This is a genomic window from Paracoccus thiocyanatus, assembly GCF_900156255.1.
GTDB lineage: Bacteria > Pseudomonadota > Alphaproteobacteria > Rhodobacterales > Rhodobacteraceae > Paracoccus > Paracoccus thiocyanatus.
The window spans coordinates 74,555-88,697 of sequence record NZ_FTMK01000006.1 but is presented as its reverse complement, the minus strand read 5'-3'; the positions used below and the strand labels follow the sequence as shown (position 1 = coordinate 88,697).

The 14,143-nt window shown below is 69.9% G+C and carries 18 protein-coding genes and 1 pseudogene; 14 read left to right on the top strand and 5 right to left on the bottom strand.

Translation table 11 applies throughout. From position 1 onward, the window contains the following. The first annotated feature begins 85 nt into the window (after positions 1–85). Genes lgt through pgeF form a run of 3 tightly spaced genes read left to right on the top strand, consistent with a single transcriptional unit; the run spans position 86 to position 2,785 of the window. Entirely contained in the window at positions 86–976 is an 891-nt protein-coding gene (gene lgt / locus F3H32_RS06450; RefSeq protein WP_149765129.1) for a prolipoprotein diacylglyceryl transferase, read from the top strand. Further along, entirely contained in the window at positions 973–2,037 is a 1,065-nt protein-coding gene (locus F3H32_RS06445; protein ID WP_149765128.1) for a class I SAM-dependent methyltransferase, read from the top strand. The genes lgt and F3H32_RS06445 overlap by 4 nt, the downstream gene beginning before the upstream one ends. Next, positions 2,021–2,785: a peptidoglycan editing factor PgeF gene (pgeF, locus tag F3H32_RS06440; RefSeq protein WP_149765127.1), complete on the top strand. Its 765-nt coding sequence runs from the start codon at positions 2,021–2,023 to the stop codon at positions 2,783–2,785. Before F3H32_RS06445 ends, pgeF begins: the two co-directional genes overlap by 17 nt. A gap of 46 nt (positions 2,786–2,831) precedes the next feature. Here pgeF and F3H32_RS06435 read toward each other — a convergent pair whose 3' ends face one another. Continuing rightward, the gene (locus tag F3H32_RS06435) at positions 2,832–3,137 is read right to left on the bottom strand and encodes a hypothetical protein (protein WP_149765126.1); all 306 of its coding nucleotides are present in this window, start codon (positions 3,135–3,137) and stop codon (positions 2,832–2,834) included. Between the two features lie 96 nt (positions 3,138–3,233). Between F3H32_RS06435 and F3H32_RS06430 the strand changes: the two are divergent. Then, positions 3,234–3,647, top strand: a pseudogene (locus F3H32_RS06430) (recombinase family protein); the annotation flags it as partial. Between the two features lie 267 nt (positions 3,648–3,914). On the opposite strand, the gene F3H32_RS06425 reads toward F3H32_RS06430, so the two are convergent. Next, positions 3,915–4,415, bottom strand: a complete 501-nt coding sequence (locus F3H32_RS06425; protein ID WP_149765125.1) for an Lrp/AsnC family transcriptional regulator — start codon at positions 4,413–4,415, stop codon at positions 3,915–3,917. 163 nt (positions 4,416–4,578) lie between these two features. Between F3H32_RS06425 and trxB the strand changes: the two genes are divergently transcribed. Then, entirely contained in the window at positions 4,579–5,595 is a 1,017-nt protein-coding gene (gene trxB, locus F3H32_RS06420) for a thioredoxin-disulfide reductase (protein WP_149765124.1), read from the top strand. Between the two features lie 24 nt (positions 5,596–5,619). Further along, positions 5,620–6,393, top strand: a complete 774-nt coding sequence (locus tag F3H32_RS06415; RefSeq protein WP_149765123.1) for a bifunctional sulfate adenylyltransferase/adenylylsulfate kinase — start codon at positions 5,620–5,622, stop codon at positions 6,391–6,393. 64 nt (positions 6,394–6,457) lie between these two features. Here the strand turns inward: F3H32_RS06415 and F3H32_RS06410 are convergent, their stop codons facing one another. Then, on the bottom strand, positions 6,458–6,685 hold the full coding sequence (locus tag F3H32_RS06410) for a DUF1150 family protein (RefSeq protein WP_115756905.1): 228 nt from the start codon (positions 6,683–6,685) through the stop codon (positions 6,458–6,460). A gap of 13 nt (positions 6,686–6,698) precedes the next feature. Further along, positions 6,699–7,112 (bottom strand): Hsp20 family protein, encoded by a 414-nt coding sequence (locus F3H32_RS06405; protein WP_115756903.1) that lies wholly within the window; start codon positions 7,110–7,112, stop codon positions 6,699–6,701. A gap of 180 nt (positions 7,113–7,292) precedes the next feature. On the opposite strand from F3H32_RS06405, the gene F3H32_RS06400 reads away from it, so the two are divergent. The 3 genes from F3H32_RS06400 to F3H32_RS06390 are packed head-to-tail and all read left to right on the top strand — an operon-like array spanning position 7,293 to position 9,097. Further along, complete coding sequence (locus F3H32_RS06400) at positions 7,293–7,511, top strand: YdcH family protein (protein ID WP_115756901.1); 219 nt, start codon at positions 7,293–7,295, stop codon at positions 7,509–7,511. 52 nt (positions 7,512–7,563) lie between these two features. Continuing rightward, positions 7,564–8,061 carry a 5-(carboxyamino)imidazole ribonucleotide mutase gene (gene purE / locus F3H32_RS06395; protein WP_149765122.1) on the top strand — a complete coding sequence of 166 codons (498 nt, stop codon included), beginning with the start codon at positions 7,564–7,566 and terminating at the stop codon, positions 8,059–8,061. After that, the gene (locus tag F3H32_RS06390; RefSeq protein ID WP_149765121.1) at positions 8,054–9,097 is read left to right on the top strand and encodes a 5-(carboxyamino)imidazole ribonucleotide synthase; all 1,044 of its coding nucleotides are present in this window, start codon (positions 8,054–8,056) and stop codon (positions 9,095–9,097) included. Before purE ends, F3H32_RS06390 begins: the two co-directional genes overlap by 8 nt. On the opposite strand, the gene cobD is transcribed toward F3H32_RS06390, so the two are convergent. Continuing rightward, on the bottom strand, positions 9,081–10,043 hold the full coding sequence (gene cobD, locus F3H32_RS06385; protein ID WP_149765120.1) for a threonine-phosphate decarboxylase CobD: 963 nt from the start codon (positions 10,041–10,043) through the stop codon (positions 9,081–9,083). The genes F3H32_RS06390 and cobD overlap by 17 nt on opposite strands. 234 nt (positions 10,044–10,277) lie before the next feature. On the opposite strand from cobD, the gene F3H32_RS06380 reads away from it, so the two are divergent. The 5 genes from F3H32_RS06380 to F3H32_RS06360 are packed head-to-tail and all read left to right on the top strand — an operon-like array spanning position 10,278 to position 14,134. After that, positions 10,278–10,778, top strand: a complete 501-nt coding sequence (locus F3H32_RS06380; protein ID WP_149765119.1) for a type III secretion system chaperone family protein — start codon at positions 10,278–10,280, stop codon at positions 10,776–10,778. Between the two features lie 38 nt (positions 10,779–10,816). Next, positions 10,817–11,620, top strand: coding sequence for a pyrroline-5-carboxylate reductase (proC, locus tag F3H32_RS06375; protein ID WP_149765118.1), 804 nt, complete (start codon positions 10,817–10,819; stop codon positions 11,618–11,620). Then, positions 11,617–11,958 carry a tRNA-binding protein gene (locus F3H32_RS06370; protein ID WP_149765117.1) on the top strand — a complete coding sequence of 114 codons (342 nt, stop codon included), beginning with the start codon at positions 11,617–11,619 and terminating at the stop codon, positions 11,956–11,958. The genes proC and F3H32_RS06370 overlap by 4 nt, the downstream gene beginning before the upstream one ends. Next, positions 11,958–12,908 carry a 2-hydroxyacid dehydrogenase gene (locus tag F3H32_RS06365; protein WP_149765116.1) on the top strand — a complete coding sequence of 317 codons (951 nt, stop codon included), beginning with the start codon at positions 11,958–11,960 and terminating at the stop codon, positions 12,906–12,908. The genes F3H32_RS06370 and F3H32_RS06365 overlap by 1 nt, the downstream gene beginning before the upstream one ends. Next, positions 12,908–14,134 carry a glycerate kinase type-2 family protein gene (locus F3H32_RS06360; protein WP_149765115.1) on the top strand — a complete coding sequence of 409 codons (1,227 nt, stop codon included), beginning with the start codon at positions 12,908–12,910 and terminating at the stop codon, positions 14,132–14,134. Before F3H32_RS06365 ends, F3H32_RS06360 begins: the two co-directional genes overlap by 1 nt. Positions 14,135–14,143: the final 9 nt, after the last annotated feature.

The window sequence follows — 14,143 nt, the reverse complement described above, 5'->3', positions numbered from 1 at the left end:
GGGGCGGGGCTGTTCAATCGCCTGATGCCGCCGGTTGACACCGGGCCGCACCCGCTTAGCCTGCCCGCGCCGACACGAGGAGCCCATGATCCCCTTTCCCGACATCTCGCCCGAGATCTTCACGATCCACCTGTTCGGCATGGAATTTTCGCTGCGCTGGTATGCGCTGGCCTATCTGGCCGGGCTGCTGATCGGCTGGCGCATCATCGTCGCGCTGATGCGGCGCCCGCGGCTTTGGGGCGACGCCGCGCCGATGCCGCCCGCGCGGGTCGAGGAATTGCTGACCTGGGTGATCCTTGGCGTGGTGCTGGGCGGGCGGCTGGGCTTCGTGCTGTTCTACGAGCCGGGCTATTACCTGGCCAATCCGGGGCAGATCCCGGTGATCTGGCAGGGGGGCATGTCCTTTCACGGCGGTTTCCTTGGCGTGGTGCTGGCATCCTGGTGGTATTGCCGGCGCAACGGCATCCCGGCGCTGCGGCTGGCGGATGCGCTGGCGGTGGCGACGCCGATCGGGCTGGGGCTGGGCCGGCTGGCGAATTTCATCAATGCCGAACTGTGGGGCCGGCCGACCGATGCGCCCTGGGGCGTGGTCTTTCCCGGCCAGGCGGCGCAGAACTGTCCCGGCATCACCGGCCCCTGCGCCCGCCACCCCAGCCAGCTTTACGAGGCGGGGCTGGAGGGGGTGCTGCTGGCCGCGGCGCTGTTCCTGCTGGTCCGGGCCGGGGGCCTGCGCCGTCCGGGGCAGGCGCTGGGGCTGTTCCTGATCGGCTATGGCCTGTCGCGTTTCGTCGTCGAGTTCTTCCGCCAGGCCGATGCGCAATTCATCACCCCCGACAATCCGCTGGGCCATGTGCTGGGCGGGGCGGTCTGGGGCGTGACCATGGGCCAGCTTCTGTCGCTGCCGATGGTGCTGGTCGGGCTGGCCTTCCTGATCCGCGCCCGCGCCCGGCCGGCGGTGCCGCAAGGCGCGGCATGACGCCGCTGGGGCGCCTGATCGCTGCGCAGATCCGGCTGTCGGGGCCGATGGCCCTGGACGAATACATGCGGCTTTGCCTGCTGCATCCCCAGCACGGCTATTACGCCACCCGCGATCCGTTTGGGGCGGCCGGCGACTTCACCACCGCGCCCGAGATCAGCCAGATCTTCGGCGAGATGATCGGCCTGGCGCTGGCGCAAGCCTGGCTGGACCAGGGCCGGCCCGCGCCTTTTACCCTGGCGGAAATCGGGCCGGGACGCGGCACGCTGATGGCCGACATCCTGCGCGCCATCCGCGTCGTGCCCGGCATGGCCCAGGCGGCGCGGGTGGCGCTGGTCGAAGCCTCGCCGCACCTGCGTCGGGTGCAGCGCGACAGGCTGGGCCGGATCGACCACCTGGACGATGTGTCGCAGCTGCCGCAGGCGCCGCTGTTCCTGGTCGCCAACGAGTTCTTCGACGCCCTGCCGATCCGCCAGTTCCAGCGCGACGCCCAGGGCTGGGCCGAGCGGGTGGTGGCGCTGGATGGCCGGGGCGGGCTGGAGATGGGCTTGGTGCCCGCGCCCCGCGCCGCGCTGCCCGCAGCGCCCCAGGGGGTGATCCGCGAAACCTGTCCCGACGCGCGGCCCGTCGTCGCGCAGGTTGCCGGGCGAATCGCCGCGCATGGCGGCTGCGCCATCGTCATCGACTATGGCGGCTGGGACGGGCAGGGCGACACCTTCCAGGCCCTGCGCCGCCACCTGCCCGAAGACCCGCTGGCCCATCCGGGCCAGGCCGACCTTACCGCGCATGTCGATTTCGCGCCCTTGGCCGCGGCGGCACGGGCGGCGGGCGCCCGCCCCTCGCGCCTGGTGGCGCAGGGCTGTTGGCTGAAGCGGCTGGGGATCGAGACGCGGGCGCAGCGCCTGGCGCGGCTTGGCGACGCGGGCGCGATGGCCGCGCTTCATCGCTTGACCGCGCCCGATGAAATGGGACAGTTGTTCAAGGTGCTGGCCTTCTGGGCTCGCCATGCGCCCGTCCCCGCCGGATTCGAGCCCCTGGACGACGATGCAGACGACGCTTGAGATCCTGACCCATCCGCTGCTCGCCTCGGTGCGGCATGGCTTCTTCACCCGGCGCGGCGGCGCGTCCTCGGGGTTGTTTGCGGGGCTGAACTGCGGCTACGGCTCCAGCGACCAGGCCGAGATCGTCAGCATCAACCGCGCCCGCGTCGCCGCAGCGATGGGCGTGCCGCCCGCCGGGCTGGCCACCGTGCATCAGGTCCATTCAGCCCAGATCGCGGTGCTGCGCGCCGGCGACGACCCCGCCGCCCTGGCCGGGATGCGCGCCGACGGCATCGTCACCGACCGGCCCGGCGTGGCGCTGGCGGTGCTGACCGCCGATTGCCAGCCGATCCTGCTGGCCGACCCCGAGGCCGGGGTGATCGGCGCCGTCCATGCCGGCTGGCGCGGCGCGCTTTCCGGCGTGATCGAGGCGGCGGTCGGTGCGATGAACGACCTGGGCGCCAGCCGCATCCGCGCGGTGATCGGCCCCACGATCAGCCAGCGCGCCTATGAGGTCGGCGAGGATTTCATGGACGAGTTCCTGGCCGAGGACCCGGCCCATCACCGTTTCTTCGCCGGCGGGCCGAACGGGCGGCCGATGTTCGACCTGCCTTCGTTCGGCCTGATGCGGCTGCGCGAAGCGGGGGCCCAGGCGGAGTGGACCGGCCACTGCACCTATGCCGACCCGGACCGCTTTTTCTCCTATCGCCGCAGCACGCATCAGAACCAGGCCGATTACGGCCGGCTGATTTCGGCCATCGCGCTATAGCCGCACCCAACCGGCGCGCCGTGGCGGGGCCGGGACGTGCGATGGTTCAGTCCCCGCGCGGGTATCCGGGGCGGTTGCGCGCCATGGCGGCCGCGGCCGAGCGGCGCACGGAGCGGCCAAAGCCGCGCACCAGCACCGCCGCCATCACCAGGGCGACCCCGCCCAGCGAATAGGCCACGAAGATCCAACCCAGCGACAGCTTGAATCCCAGCGCCAGCCCGGCGCCGGCAATGCCGCCTAGAACCCCGGCGAGCATGTATACAATGACTTCGCCCCCACGGGAAAAATCGACCTCGTCAACCCCCTCGCATCCGTCCTTGACGGGCGCGGCAAAACGGAACCCTTTGCGCATTGTAGACAAAAGAGACGAAAGTTCCGCAGGAAATCCAGCCTCTGCTGGCGTAAACTAGGATGTGAAGTGCCGTGTCAAAAGGGTTCCGTTTTGTCAATGCGTCCGAGCCGGGCGGCGCCGCGGGCGAAAGGCGTCGCGCAAGGCCGGACCAGAGGATTTCAGATGAGAATTGGCTATGCGCGCGTTTCGACCGAGGATCAGCGGCTTGATCTCCAGATGGCTGCGCTAAGGCGTGCGGGATGCGAAAGGATTTTCAAGGACCATGGCTTTTCCGGCTCGGTCATGGTGCGGCCGGGGCTGGAACAGATGCTGGATGCGCTGCGGCCGGGGCAGACGCTGGTGGTCTGGCGGCTGGACCGGCTGGGCCGGTCGCTGGTCGGCCTGGTCCAGATCATCGACGAACTGGGGCGGCGGGGCATCGACTTCCAGTCGCTGACCGAAGAGGTCAATACCGTCTCCTCGGGCGGGCGGCTGGTCTTTCACATCATGGCGGCGCTGGCCGAGTTCGAACGGACGCTGATCAGCGAAAGGACCAAGGCCGGCATGGCCGAGGCGCGGCGCAAGGGGCGCCATGTCGGACGCCCGCCCAGCCTGACCGAACAGCAGATCGCCGAGGCCATCCGCGCGCTGGACTCTGCCGATCAAAAGCGTCGCTGCCCGCTACGGCATCCACGCCCGCACCTTGCAGCGCCAGTTCAAGAAGGCGCGCGGCAGCATCCGGTCCGCCCCCGCCTGACGGCCGGGCGAACGAAGTGGCCGGCGGTGGCGCTGGGGGCGTCAGCCCACCGCGGCCGCCGCCCGTTCCTCGACCACGCTGAAGGGCACGCCGGGTTCGTCCTTGGCGCAGCGGATCACCAGCGAGGTCTTGACCGAGGCGACGTTCGGCGCCGCCGTCAGCTTTTCGGTCAGGAAGCGCTGGAAGCTGGTCAAATCGGGCGAAACGCATTTCAGGATGAAGTCGATCTCTCCGTTCAGCATGTGGCATTCGCGGACCAGCGGCCATTCGCAGGCCAGCGCCTCGAATGCGGAAAGATCGCGCTCGGACTGGCTCATCAGCCGGACCATGGCAAAGACCTGCACCTCGAAGCCCAGTTCGCGCGCGTCGATATCGGCATGGTAGCCGCGGATATAGCCCAGCTCCTCAAGCGTACGGACCCGGCGCAGGCAGGGCGGGGCGGAAATGCCGACGCGGCGGGCCAGCTCGACATTGGTCATGCGGCCGTCGGCTTGCAACTCTGCCAGAATTTTGCGGTCGATTTCGTCAAGCCTGGCAGTCATCGGATCCCCTGATTTGCCTTTCCGGCAAAAAACATGCCGGAAACTATCCCGCGGGGCCGGATTGCGCAACATTCTTTCCACCACTGCGCGAGGGCGGCTTGATGGATTGCATGCCGACGCCGCGGTTATTACCTAGGTCAGCGTCAAGCGAAAGGTTTTTCCGATGTCCCATGACCCTGCCCAGATAGCTGCCGACACAAGCCTGCCCCGCCACAGCCGGGTGCTGATCGTGGGGTCGGGGCCGGCCGGCTACACCGCCGCCGTCTATGCCGCGCGGGCCATGCTGTCGCCGGTGCTGATCCAGGGCATGCAGCCGGGCGGCCAGCTGACCATTACCACCGAGGTCGAGAACTGGCCCGGCGAGACCGAGATCCAGGGCCCCGACCTGATGGTCAAGATGGAGGCGCATGCCCGCGCCATGGGCGCGCGGATCTTCGTCGATACGGTGACGCGGCTGGACCTGGGCCAGCGGCCCTTTGCGGCCGAGCTTGATTCGGGCGCCCGCATCACCGCGGATGCGGTGATCCTGGCCACCGGCGCGCAGGCGCGCTGGCTGGGGCTGGAAAGCGAAGAGAAATTCAAGGGTTTCGGCGTCTCGGCCTGCGCGACCTGCGACGGCTTTTTCTATCGCGGCCGCGAGGTCGTGGTGGTGGGCGGCGGCAACACCGCCGTCGAAGAGGCGCTGTTCCTGACCAACTTCGCCAGCAAGGTGACGCTGATCCACCGCCGCGACAGCCTGCGTTCCGAAAAGATCCTGCAAGACCGGCTGTTCCGCAATCCCAAGGTCTCGGTGATCTGGGATCACGAACTGGTCGAGGTCCAGGGCGAAAGCCAGCCGCCGGGCGTGACCGGCGTTCGGGTGCGCCATGTCCGCGAAGGGACCGAACAGGTGGTGCCGGCGGACGGCGTCTTTATCGCCATCGGCCATGCCCCGGCCTCGGAACTGGTCAAGGATCAACTGGAGCTGCATCACGGCGGCTATGTCAAGGTCGAGGCGGGTTCGACCCGGACCTCGGTTCCCGGCGTCTTTGCCGCGGGCGACCTGACCGACCACCTGTATCGCCAGGCGGTGACCAGCGCCGGCATGGGCTGCATGGCCGCGCTGGATGCCGAACGCTGGCTGGCCGAACATGACATGGCCGGCGCCCCGGACCCGCAGGCGGCCGAGATCCTGGCCTGACCCTTGCTTGAAAAAGAGCCCGCCATGACCTTGCCGCATCACCAGCCGATTCCCGCGCTTCTGGTCAGTCCCGACGCTGCGCAGAAGCTGCGGGCCGAGGCCGGGCGGCTGCCCGGCTGGGTCCTGACCGACTGGCAGCTTGCCGATCTGGTGCTGCTGCTGGGCGGGGGGCTGTTTCCGCTGCGCGGCTTCCTGCCCCAGGCCGATTGCGATTCGGTGCAGGCGAGGATGCGGCTGGGCTCGGGCGCGCTCTGGCCGCTGCCGCTGGCGCTGGAGGTCGGCGAGGATTTCGCCCGGACGGTCGAGCCGGGCGACGATATCGCCCTATGCGGCCCGGATGGCGCGCCGCTTGCCATCCTGTCCGTCACCGACAAATGGCGACCCGCGGCCGGGGCCGGGGGCACCGATGACCCGCATCCGGGTCTGCGCAAGGCGGCGCCGGTCTGCCTGGGCGGCCCGGTCAAGGGGCTGGCGCTGCCGGAAAGGTCGGGGCGCAGCCCCAATGACTGGCGGGCGCAGTTCCGTGCCCAGGATAGCCGGCGGGTGCTGGGCTGCCACCCCGTGGACGAAGATTTGGCCCGGCCCCTGGCCGCCAGGATGGGTGCGGAATTGCTGGTGGTCGCGCGGCCCCTGCGCCCTGCCGGACCGCGCGAGACGATCTTGCAGGCGCTGGTCCACCGCAATCATGGCGCAACGCATCTGCTTTTGCCGGCCGATCCGGCGGCGCGGGCCTTGCTGCTGCAATATCGCGACGAAATCGGGCTGGACCTGATCGAACGCCAGGACGCGACGCCCTGACTGCCCTGCGGCCGGCCCCACGGGCCGCCGCCAGGCCGGGGCCGCCCCGCGGGGCGGCGGGCGATCAGTGGACGCTGACCGGGGTCAGTTCGTTCTGGCGCGCCAGCATAAAGGCCAGGCTGCGGTCCTTGACCAGCGCCAGCCGCTCTCCGTCCGGGCCGTGGACGGCATAAAGCGCCTCGGCATCGGGCACCTGGCGGCGCACCTCGTCGGGCAGGCTGTCCATGGCGACGCGGCGGATATAGACGATGTTTCCCGACTCTTGCGGGCCGAAATCGAATTTCTCGTTCATGAGCGATCCCCTTTCACTTGCGGCTGATCGGTATGGTTTGGACCACGCTGTCGGGCACCAGGCGGCGCAGGTCGATGTTCAAAAGCCCGTTGGCCAATCCCGCCGACACCACCTCGACCCCGTCCGCCAGCACGAAGCTGCGCTGGAAGGCGCGCGCGGCGATGCCCCGGTGCAGGAAGACGCGCTCCTCCTCCTCGGGTTCGGCCTGGCGGCCGCGAATCACCAGCTGGCGGTCCTCCAGCGTGATGGACAGGTCGTCTTCGGAAAAACCCGCCACGGCCAAGGTGATCCGAAAGCCGTTCTGCCCCTGGTGTTCGATGTTATAGGGCGGATAACCCTCGGCGCCTTTCGCGGCGCGTTCGGCCAGCCGCTCCAACTGGTCGAAACCCAGCAGGAACGGATGAGCGGCAAGACTGATCTTGGTCATTCCCAAGCCCTTTGCATGAAAGCGACTGTCGGCCAAACCCCAGGATGGCGATCCGGCAAGACCAATATGTGAATGCCGGCGGCGGGGCGCAAGGTGGGGCGCGTCAACGGCGGCGCGGCAAGCCCATTAACAGCGGCTTGACGGTAGGTTATAACCGCGCCAGTCCAGACCGAGGCCCAGATGAACGCCCAACACGAGATGTCCCATGAAGAAATCGTCCGCGCCAGGCTTGAGGTGCTGCGGCGCGAACATCGGGACCTTGACGAGGCGATCTCGGCGCTGTCGGTGCAAAGCCTGACCCACTCGCTGACGCTGCAACGGCTGAAAAAGCAGAAACTGGCGCTCAAGGACCGCATCGCCCGGCTAGAGGACGAGCTGACCCCCGACATCATTGCCTGATTGAATCGCCGGTCCCGCCGGTTTAGGGCAGGGCAAAAAGAGGGGTCGAGCCATGCATCCAGCCGCCAAGCATCCTGTGGGCATCATCATGGGCAGCCAGTCCGACTGGCCCACCATGCGCGAGGCCGCGGCCATCCTGGACGAATTGGGCATCGGCTACGAGGCGCGGATCGTTTCCGCACACCGCACGCCGGACCGGCTGTGGGATTACGGCAAGACCGCGGTGGCGCGCGGGCTTCAGGTCATCATCGCCGGGGCCGGCGGGGCGGCGCATCTGCCGGGCATGATGGCCAGCAAGACGCGGGTGCCGGTGATCGGCGTGCCGGTGCAGACCCGCGCGCTGTCGGGCGTCGATTCGCTTTATTCCATCCTTCAGATGCCCAAGGGCTTTCCGGTCGCCACCATGGCCATCGGCGCGGCGGGTGCGGCCAATGCCGGGCTGATGGCCGCGGGCATCCTGGCGATTTCCGATCCCGAACTGGCGGCGCGGCTGGACGCCTGGCGCCAGGCCCTGTCCGATTCCATCCCCGAGGAGCCGCGCGATGAATGACCTGAAACCCGGCGCCACCATCGGCATCCTGGGCGGCGGCCAATTGGGCCGCATGCTGTCGGTCGCGGCCAGCCGGCTGGGCTATCGCTGCCATGTCTATGAACCGGGCGCGGCGCCGGCGGGCGACGTGGCGCAACGGCTGACCACCGCGCCCTATGAGGACCAGGCGGCGCTGCGTGCATTCGCCGAATCGGTCGAGGTCATTACTTACGAGTTTGAAAACGTGCCGACGGCGGCGCTGGACCTTTTGGAATCGCTGCGCCCGATCCGGCCGAACCGCCGCGCCCTGGCCGTGTCGCAGGACCGGCTGGCGGAAAAGGATTTCCTGACCGGCATCGGGTTGCGCACCGCCCCCTATCGCAATGTCGAGACCGAATCCGACCTGCCCGCGGCGCTGGCGGAACTGGGCGCGCCCGCGATCCTGAAAACCCGGCGGCTGGGCTATGACGGCAAGGGGCAGATCCGCTTTTCCGATGTCGGCCAGCGGGACTGGACCGGCGCGCCCTCGGTGCTGGAGGGGTTCGTGGATTTCTCGGCCGAGATCAGCGTCATCGTCGCCCGCGGCGCGGGCGGGCAGGTCGCGGCCTATGATCCGGGGCTGAACGTGCATCGCGACGGCATCCTGCGCACCACCACCGTGCCCTGCGGGCTGCCGGCCGGCCTGCTGACCGATGCGGTGCTGATCGCGGCGCGCATCGCCAATGCGCTGGACTATGTCGGTGTCATGGGGGTGGAACTGTTCGTGACCGCGGGGGGGCTGGTGGTCAACGAGATCGCACCGCGGGTGCATAATTCGGGCCATTGGACGCAGGCGGGCTGCGCCGTGGACCAGTTCGAACAGCATATCCGCGCCGTGGCCGGCCTGCCCTTGGGCGACGGCCAGCGCTACGCCGATGTCGAGATGGAGAACCTGATCGGCGACGACGTGCTGCGCCTCCCCGAATTGCTGGGACAGCCGCGCAGCCAGGTCCATCTTTACGGCAAGGGCGAGGCGCGCCCCGGCCGCAAGATGGGCCATGTCAACCGGCTGCGGTAAAGGCGCGCGCCACCCGGTCGAACTCCTTTCGATTGCCGGGGATGCCCAGGCGGATCCAGCGCGGATGCCAGGGAAAGATGCGGCTCCAGATGCCGGCGCGGGCCAGCAGCGTGTGCGCGGCCTGCGCGTCGGGCGCGTCGTAAAGCCGGAACAGATGCGTGCCGCCCACAAGCGGCCAATGCGGAGTGACGATCTGGTCCAGGTGCAGCGCCGCCTCGGACAGCCAGATCACGGTGTCGTCGATCCATGGCGCGTCGGCCAGCGCCTGCGCGCCGATCTGCAATGCCGGGCCGCTGACCGACCAGGGGCCGGCACGCTCGGCCAGCCGGGCCAGCAGGTCGGGCGCGGCGATGGCAAAGCCCAGCCGCAGCCCGGCCAAGCCCCAGAACTTGCCGAAGCTGCGCAGCACGGTGACGTTATCGGCCCGCGCGCCCGCCACCGACAGGTCGGGGCGCGGGTCGGCAAAGCTTTCGTCCACGACCAGGTGCCCGACCGTGGCGGCGATGGCGGCGACCTGCGCGGGCGGGAAGGCGCGCCCGTCGGGATTGTTCGGGTTCACGATCACCGCCAGGTCCGCGCCCGCCAGCGCGGCCGGATCGGCGGGTTCGGCGACCTGCCAGCCGGCGGCGCGCAGGCTGGCGGCATGTTCGTTATAGGTCGGCGACAGCACCGCCGCGCGCCGCCCCGCCAGCACATGCGGCAAAAGCTGGATCGCGGCCGAGGCGCCGGCCAGCGGCAGCACGGTACCCGGCGCGCAGCCGAACCGCGCCGCCGCCACGGCGCAAAGCCGGGCGCTGTCGGCGCGCGTCGGCAGCGCGGTCAGGGCATGGGGTGAAAGCGCCGGGGCCGGCCAGGGCCTGCGGTTGATGCCGGTGGACAGGTCGATCCAGTCCGCCCGGCCAAAGCGGCTGGCCGCCTTGTCGATATCGCCGCCGTGGTCGCGCATCGCTGATCCTCCTTGCGCGCTCTTGAAGCCGGGCGGGCGGGCGCGGTCAAGCGCCGCCGGGCGGTTGTCGCCATCCGGTAACGGAATTTTCGCTTTACACCCCGGTGGAACCGTCCCACGATATGTTGTAGGCACATTCCGGAAACTATGCCGGGTGTAGTCTGGGCCACCAAGGGTTGGGGCCAGGGTTGGGGTTCAACCTTGCCCCGCTTTCAGACAGGCAGGGGGCAGGATATGGCACAGCTTGACTTCATCCACAGCGACGACATCCATCCCATCGACATCGTGGAAACCGTCGCGGCGCATCATGAATGGGATTTCGACCGCCTGGCCGAGGACCAGATCGCCATGGCGGTCGAGGGGCAGTGGCGCAGCTATTCCATCACGCTGGCCTGGTCGCCCGGAGAAGAGGTGCTGCGGCTGATCTGCACCTTTGACATGGACCCGCCCGCCGAGAAGCTGCCGGCGCTTTACGAGGTGCTGAACCTTGCCAACGACCAGGTCTGGGACGGCGGCTTCACATTCTGGGCGCAGCAGAAGCTGATGGTCTGGCGCTATGGGCTGGTTCTTTCGGGCGATGCCATCGCCAGCCCCGAACAGATAGGCCAGATGATCGGCAATGCCATCCTGGCCTGCGAGCGCTTCTATCCCTGTTTCCAGCTAGCCTGCTGGGGCGATGCCACGCCCGAGGCCGCCATGGACATCGCTATGTCCGAGGCCTACGGTCGCGCCTGAAGACCCGCCTTGGCGCGGGCCAAGTCGGGGAGCAGGGCATGGATTTTTCGGATCTGAACGCGCGCGGGCTGGTGCTGGTCGGCTGCGGCCGCATGGGCGGCGCACTGCTGGACGGCTGGCTGAAGAACGGGCTGGCGGCGCGGGCGGTGCATGTCTTGGACCCCAATCCGCGAGCGGAACTGTCGGATCTGGGTATTTGGATCAACGGAGAATTGCCCGAGGCGCCCGCCGTGCTGGTGATCGCCGTCAAGCCGCAGATGATGACGGATGTGCTGCCGCGGCTGTCGGTCGGGGCGGGGCCGCTGGTCGTCTCGGTCGCGGCGGGGGTGACGCTGGGCGCCTATGAGGCGGCTTTTCCCGCCGCGCCGATCGTGCGCGCCATGCCGAACACCCCGGCGGCCATCGGCCAGGGCATCACCGCCGTCATCGGCAACAGCCGGGCCGGCGAGGCCGAGATGGCCTTGGCCGAGGCGCTGCTGTCCGCCGTCGGCCGCGTCGTGCGGCTGGAGGGCGAAGAGCAGATGGATGCGGTGACGGCGCTGTCCGGTTCGGGGCCTGCCTATGTGTTCCACATGATCGAAGCCATGGCCGCGGCGGGCGAGGCCGAGGGGCTTTCGCCGGCGCTGGCGCTGGACCTGGCGCGGGCGACCGTGGCCGGGGCCGGCGCGCTGGCCGTGCATGAGGACGAGGACCCCGCGAAGCTGCGCGAGGCCGTGACCTCGCCCGGCGGGACCACGGCGGCGGGGCTTCGCGAGTTGATGGACCCCGAGACCGGCCTGCCGCCGCTGATGCGCCGCACCATCGCCGCCGCCGCCGCGCGGGGGCGGGAGCTGGGGAAATGAGCGATCCGATCGCCTGGGCCGATTTCGAAAAGGTGGATATCCGCGTCGGCTGCATCACCCGCGCCGAAGCTTTCACCCAGGCGCGGCGCCCGGCCCTTAGGCTGTGGCTGGATTTCGGGCCGGAAATCGGCACCCGCAAAAGCTCGGCGCAGATCACCCGGCATTATGCGCCCGATGGGCTGATCGGCCGGCAGGTCTTGGCGGTGGTGAATTTCCCGCCCCGCCAGATCGGCCCCTTCATGTCCGAGGTCCTGGTGCTGGGCCTGCCCGACGAAGATGGCGAGGTGGTGCTGATCGGCCCGGACCACCCGGTGCCCCTTGGCGGAAGGATGTATTGATGAAGCTTCTGGTGACGCGCCGCATGACGCAGGCGGCGGAACATGCGCTATCGGCCCGGTTCGAGACCGAGATCCTGGACCGCAAGGACGGGCTTGGCGTGGACGAGGCGGCGCGGGCGCTGGCCGATTACGATGCGATCATGCCGACGCTGGGCGATTGTTTCACCGCCGCGGCCTTTCAGGGCCGGCCGCGCTGCAAGCTGCTGGCGAATTTCGGCGCAGGCTACAATCATATCGACGTGGCGGCGGCCGCGGCGGCCGGCATCGCCGTGACCAACACCCCCGATGCCGTGACCGAGGCCACCGCCGACATCGCCCTGACCCTGATCCTGATGACCGCGCGCCGCGCCGGCGAGGGCGAGCGGCTGTTGCGCCGCGGCGCATGGGCCGGCTGGGAGCCGACGCAGCTGCTGGGCCGCCATGTCACCGGCCGCACCGTCGGCATCATCGGCATGGGCCGCATCGGCAAGGCCATCGCGCGGCGCTGCCATTTCGGCTTCGGCATGGATGTGATCTTTCACAACCGCTCGGTGGTCTCGTCCCTGGATTTTCCGGCCCGGCAGGTCGGGGGGCTGGACGAATTGCTGACGCAGTCGGATTTCGCCGTCGTCGCGGTGCCCGGCGGGGCCGATACCCGGCACATGATCGGCGCGCATGCGCTGGAGCGGCTGGGGCCGCGTTCCTACCTGATCAACATCGCCCGCGGCGACGTGGTCGAGGAGGCGGCGCTGGCCGAGGCGCTGGCCCAGGGCCGGATCGCCGGCGCGGGGCTTGACGTCTACGAATTCGAACCCAGGGTCTCGCCCGCGCTTTGCGCCATGGAAAACGCGACCTTGCTGCCGCATCTGGGCACCGCCGCCGAAGAGGTGCGTACTGCCATGGCGATGCGGGCGCTGAACAACCTGGTCGCCTTTGCCGAGGGGCAGGCGCTGCCGGATCGGGTGAACTGATGACGCCGGGCGGGCGCGCCATGGCGCTGATCCGCGCCGGCATCGCCGCCGCCGATCCGGGCGCGGCGGTGGCCCGCGGCATGGCCGAGGTGCTGGCCGATCCGCCGGGGCCGGGCGGGCGCTGGCTGGTGATCGCCGTCGGCAAGGCCGCCCGCGCCATGGCCCAGGCGGCCTTGCAGGCGCTGCCGGGGGCCGAGGCGCTGGTCGTCACCAACGCCGGCAACGACGCGGCGCTGGCGGGGGCGCGGGTCATGCGCGCCGGCCATCCGCAGCCCGACGAGGCGGGCGCGGCGGCGGCCGAGGCGGTGATCGCCCGGCTTGGCTCGGCGGGGCCGCAGGACCGGGTGCTGGCACTGATCTCGGGCGGCGGCTCGGCCATGCTGCCGGCACCGGCCGATGGCATGACGCTGGCCGACAAGCAGGCGGTGAACCGGCTGCTGCTGGGTTCGGGCGCGGATATTGCCCAGGTCAACCTGATCCGCCAGGGCCTGTCGCGGCTCAAGGGCGGCGGCTGGCTGCGGCTGTCGCGGGCGCCGGTCGCGGCGCTGATCCTGTCGGACGTGCCGGGCGACGACCTGCGGGTGATCGCCTCGGGACCGACGGTGGCGCCGGCCGGGACGCGGGCCGAGGCGGCCGAACTGGCGCGCAGGCTGGGCATCTGGGAGCAGATGCCCAAGGCGGCGCGGGCGGTGCTGCGGCGGCCCGAGGATCGCCGCGCCCTGCCGCCGGCCAGGAACATCCTCGTCGGCTCGAACGCGCTTTCGGTCGCGGCCATGGTCGCGGCCGGGGCCGATCCCGCGCCCTTGCCGCTTGCGGGCGACGTGCAGGATTGCGCCCAGGCGATCTGGGCCCTGGCGGCGGGGCTGCGGCCCGGCCAGGCGCTGGCCTTTGGCGGCGAAACCACGGTCAGGCTGGTCGGCCAAGGCATGGGTGGGCGCAACCAGGAACTGGCATTGCGGCTGGCGCTGCTGGCCCAGGCGCGGCCGGTTGATTTCGACTGGGCCTTTGCCGCGGTCGGCAGCGACGGGCGCGACGGTCCGGGCGAGGCGGCGGGCGGACTGGTCGGCCCCGGCACGCCGGCGGCGATCCGGGCGGGCGGCATCGACCCCGCGGCGGCGCTGGCCAGGAACGACTCGACCCCGGCGCTGGCGGCGGGCGATGCGCTGGTGGTGACGGGCGCGACCGGCACCAATGTCGCCGACCTGGCGGTGCTGGCGCGGGCCTGACGCCGCCAG

Bases quoted from the DNA above. Each gene is read 5' to 3' on its own strand.
- lgt (WP_149765129.1), top strand. From the start codon at position 86: ATGATCCCCTTTCCCGACATCTCGCCCGAGATCTTCACGATCCACCTG.
- F3H32_RS06445 (WP_149765128.1), top strand. From the start codon at position 973: ATGACGCCGCTGGGGCGCCTGATCGCTGCGCAGATCCGGCTGTCGGGG.
- pgeF (WP_149765127.1), top strand. From the start codon at position 2,021: ATGCAGACGACGCTTGAGATCCTGACCCATCCGCTGCTCGCCTCGGTG.
- F3H32_RS06435 (WP_149765126.1), bottom strand. From the start codon at position 3,137: ATGCGCAAAGGGTTCCGTTTTGCCGCGCCCGTCAAGGACGGATGCGAG.
- F3H32_RS06425 (WP_149765125.1), bottom strand. From the start codon at position 4,415: ATGACTGCCAGGCTTGACGAAATCGACCGCAAAATTCTGGCAGAGTTG.
- trxB (WP_149765124.1), top strand. From the start codon at position 4,579: ATGTCCCATGACCCTGCCCAGATAGCTGCCGACACAAGCCTGCCCCGC.
- F3H32_RS06415 (WP_149765123.1), top strand. From the start codon at position 5,620: ATGACCTTGCCGCATCACCAGCCGATTCCCGCGCTTCTGGTCAGTCCC.
- F3H32_RS06410 (WP_115756905.1), bottom strand. From the start codon at position 6,685: ATGAACGAGAAATTCGATTTCGGCCCGCAAGAGTCGGGAAACATCGTC.
- F3H32_RS06405 (WP_115756903.1), bottom strand. From the start codon at position 7,112: ATGACCAAGATCAGTCTTGCCGCTCATCCGTTCCTGCTGGGTTTCGAC.
- F3H32_RS06400 (WP_115756901.1), top strand. From the start codon at position 7,293: ATGAACGCCCAACACGAGATGTCCCATGAAGAAATCGTCCGCGCCAGG.
- purE (WP_149765122.1), top strand. From the start codon at position 7,564: ATGCATCCAGCCGCCAAGCATCCTGTGGGCATCATCATGGGCAGCCAG.
- F3H32_RS06390 (WP_149765121.1), top strand. From the start codon at position 8,054: ATGAATGACCTGAAACCCGGCGCCACCATCGGCATCCTGGGCGGCGGC.
- cobD (WP_149765120.1), bottom strand. From the start codon at position 10,043: ATGCGCGACCACGGCGGCGATATCGACAAGGCGGCCAGCCGCTTTGGC.
- F3H32_RS06380 (WP_149765119.1), top strand. From the start codon at position 10,278: ATGGCACAGCTTGACTTCATCCACAGCGACGACATCCATCCCATCGAC.
- proC (WP_149765118.1), top strand. From the start codon at position 10,817: ATGGATTTTTCGGATCTGAACGCGCGCGGGCTGGTGCTGGTCGGCTGC.
- F3H32_RS06370 (WP_149765117.1), top strand. From the start codon at position 11,617: ATGAGCGATCCGATCGCCTGGGCCGATTTCGAAAAGGTGGATATCCGC.
- F3H32_RS06365 (WP_149765116.1), top strand. From the start codon at position 11,958: ATGAAGCTTCTGGTGACGCGCCGCATGACGCAGGCGGCGGAACATGCG.
- F3H32_RS06360 (WP_149765115.1), top strand. From the start codon at position 12,908: ATGACGCCGGGCGGGCGCGCCATGGCGCTGATCCGCGCCGGCATCGCC.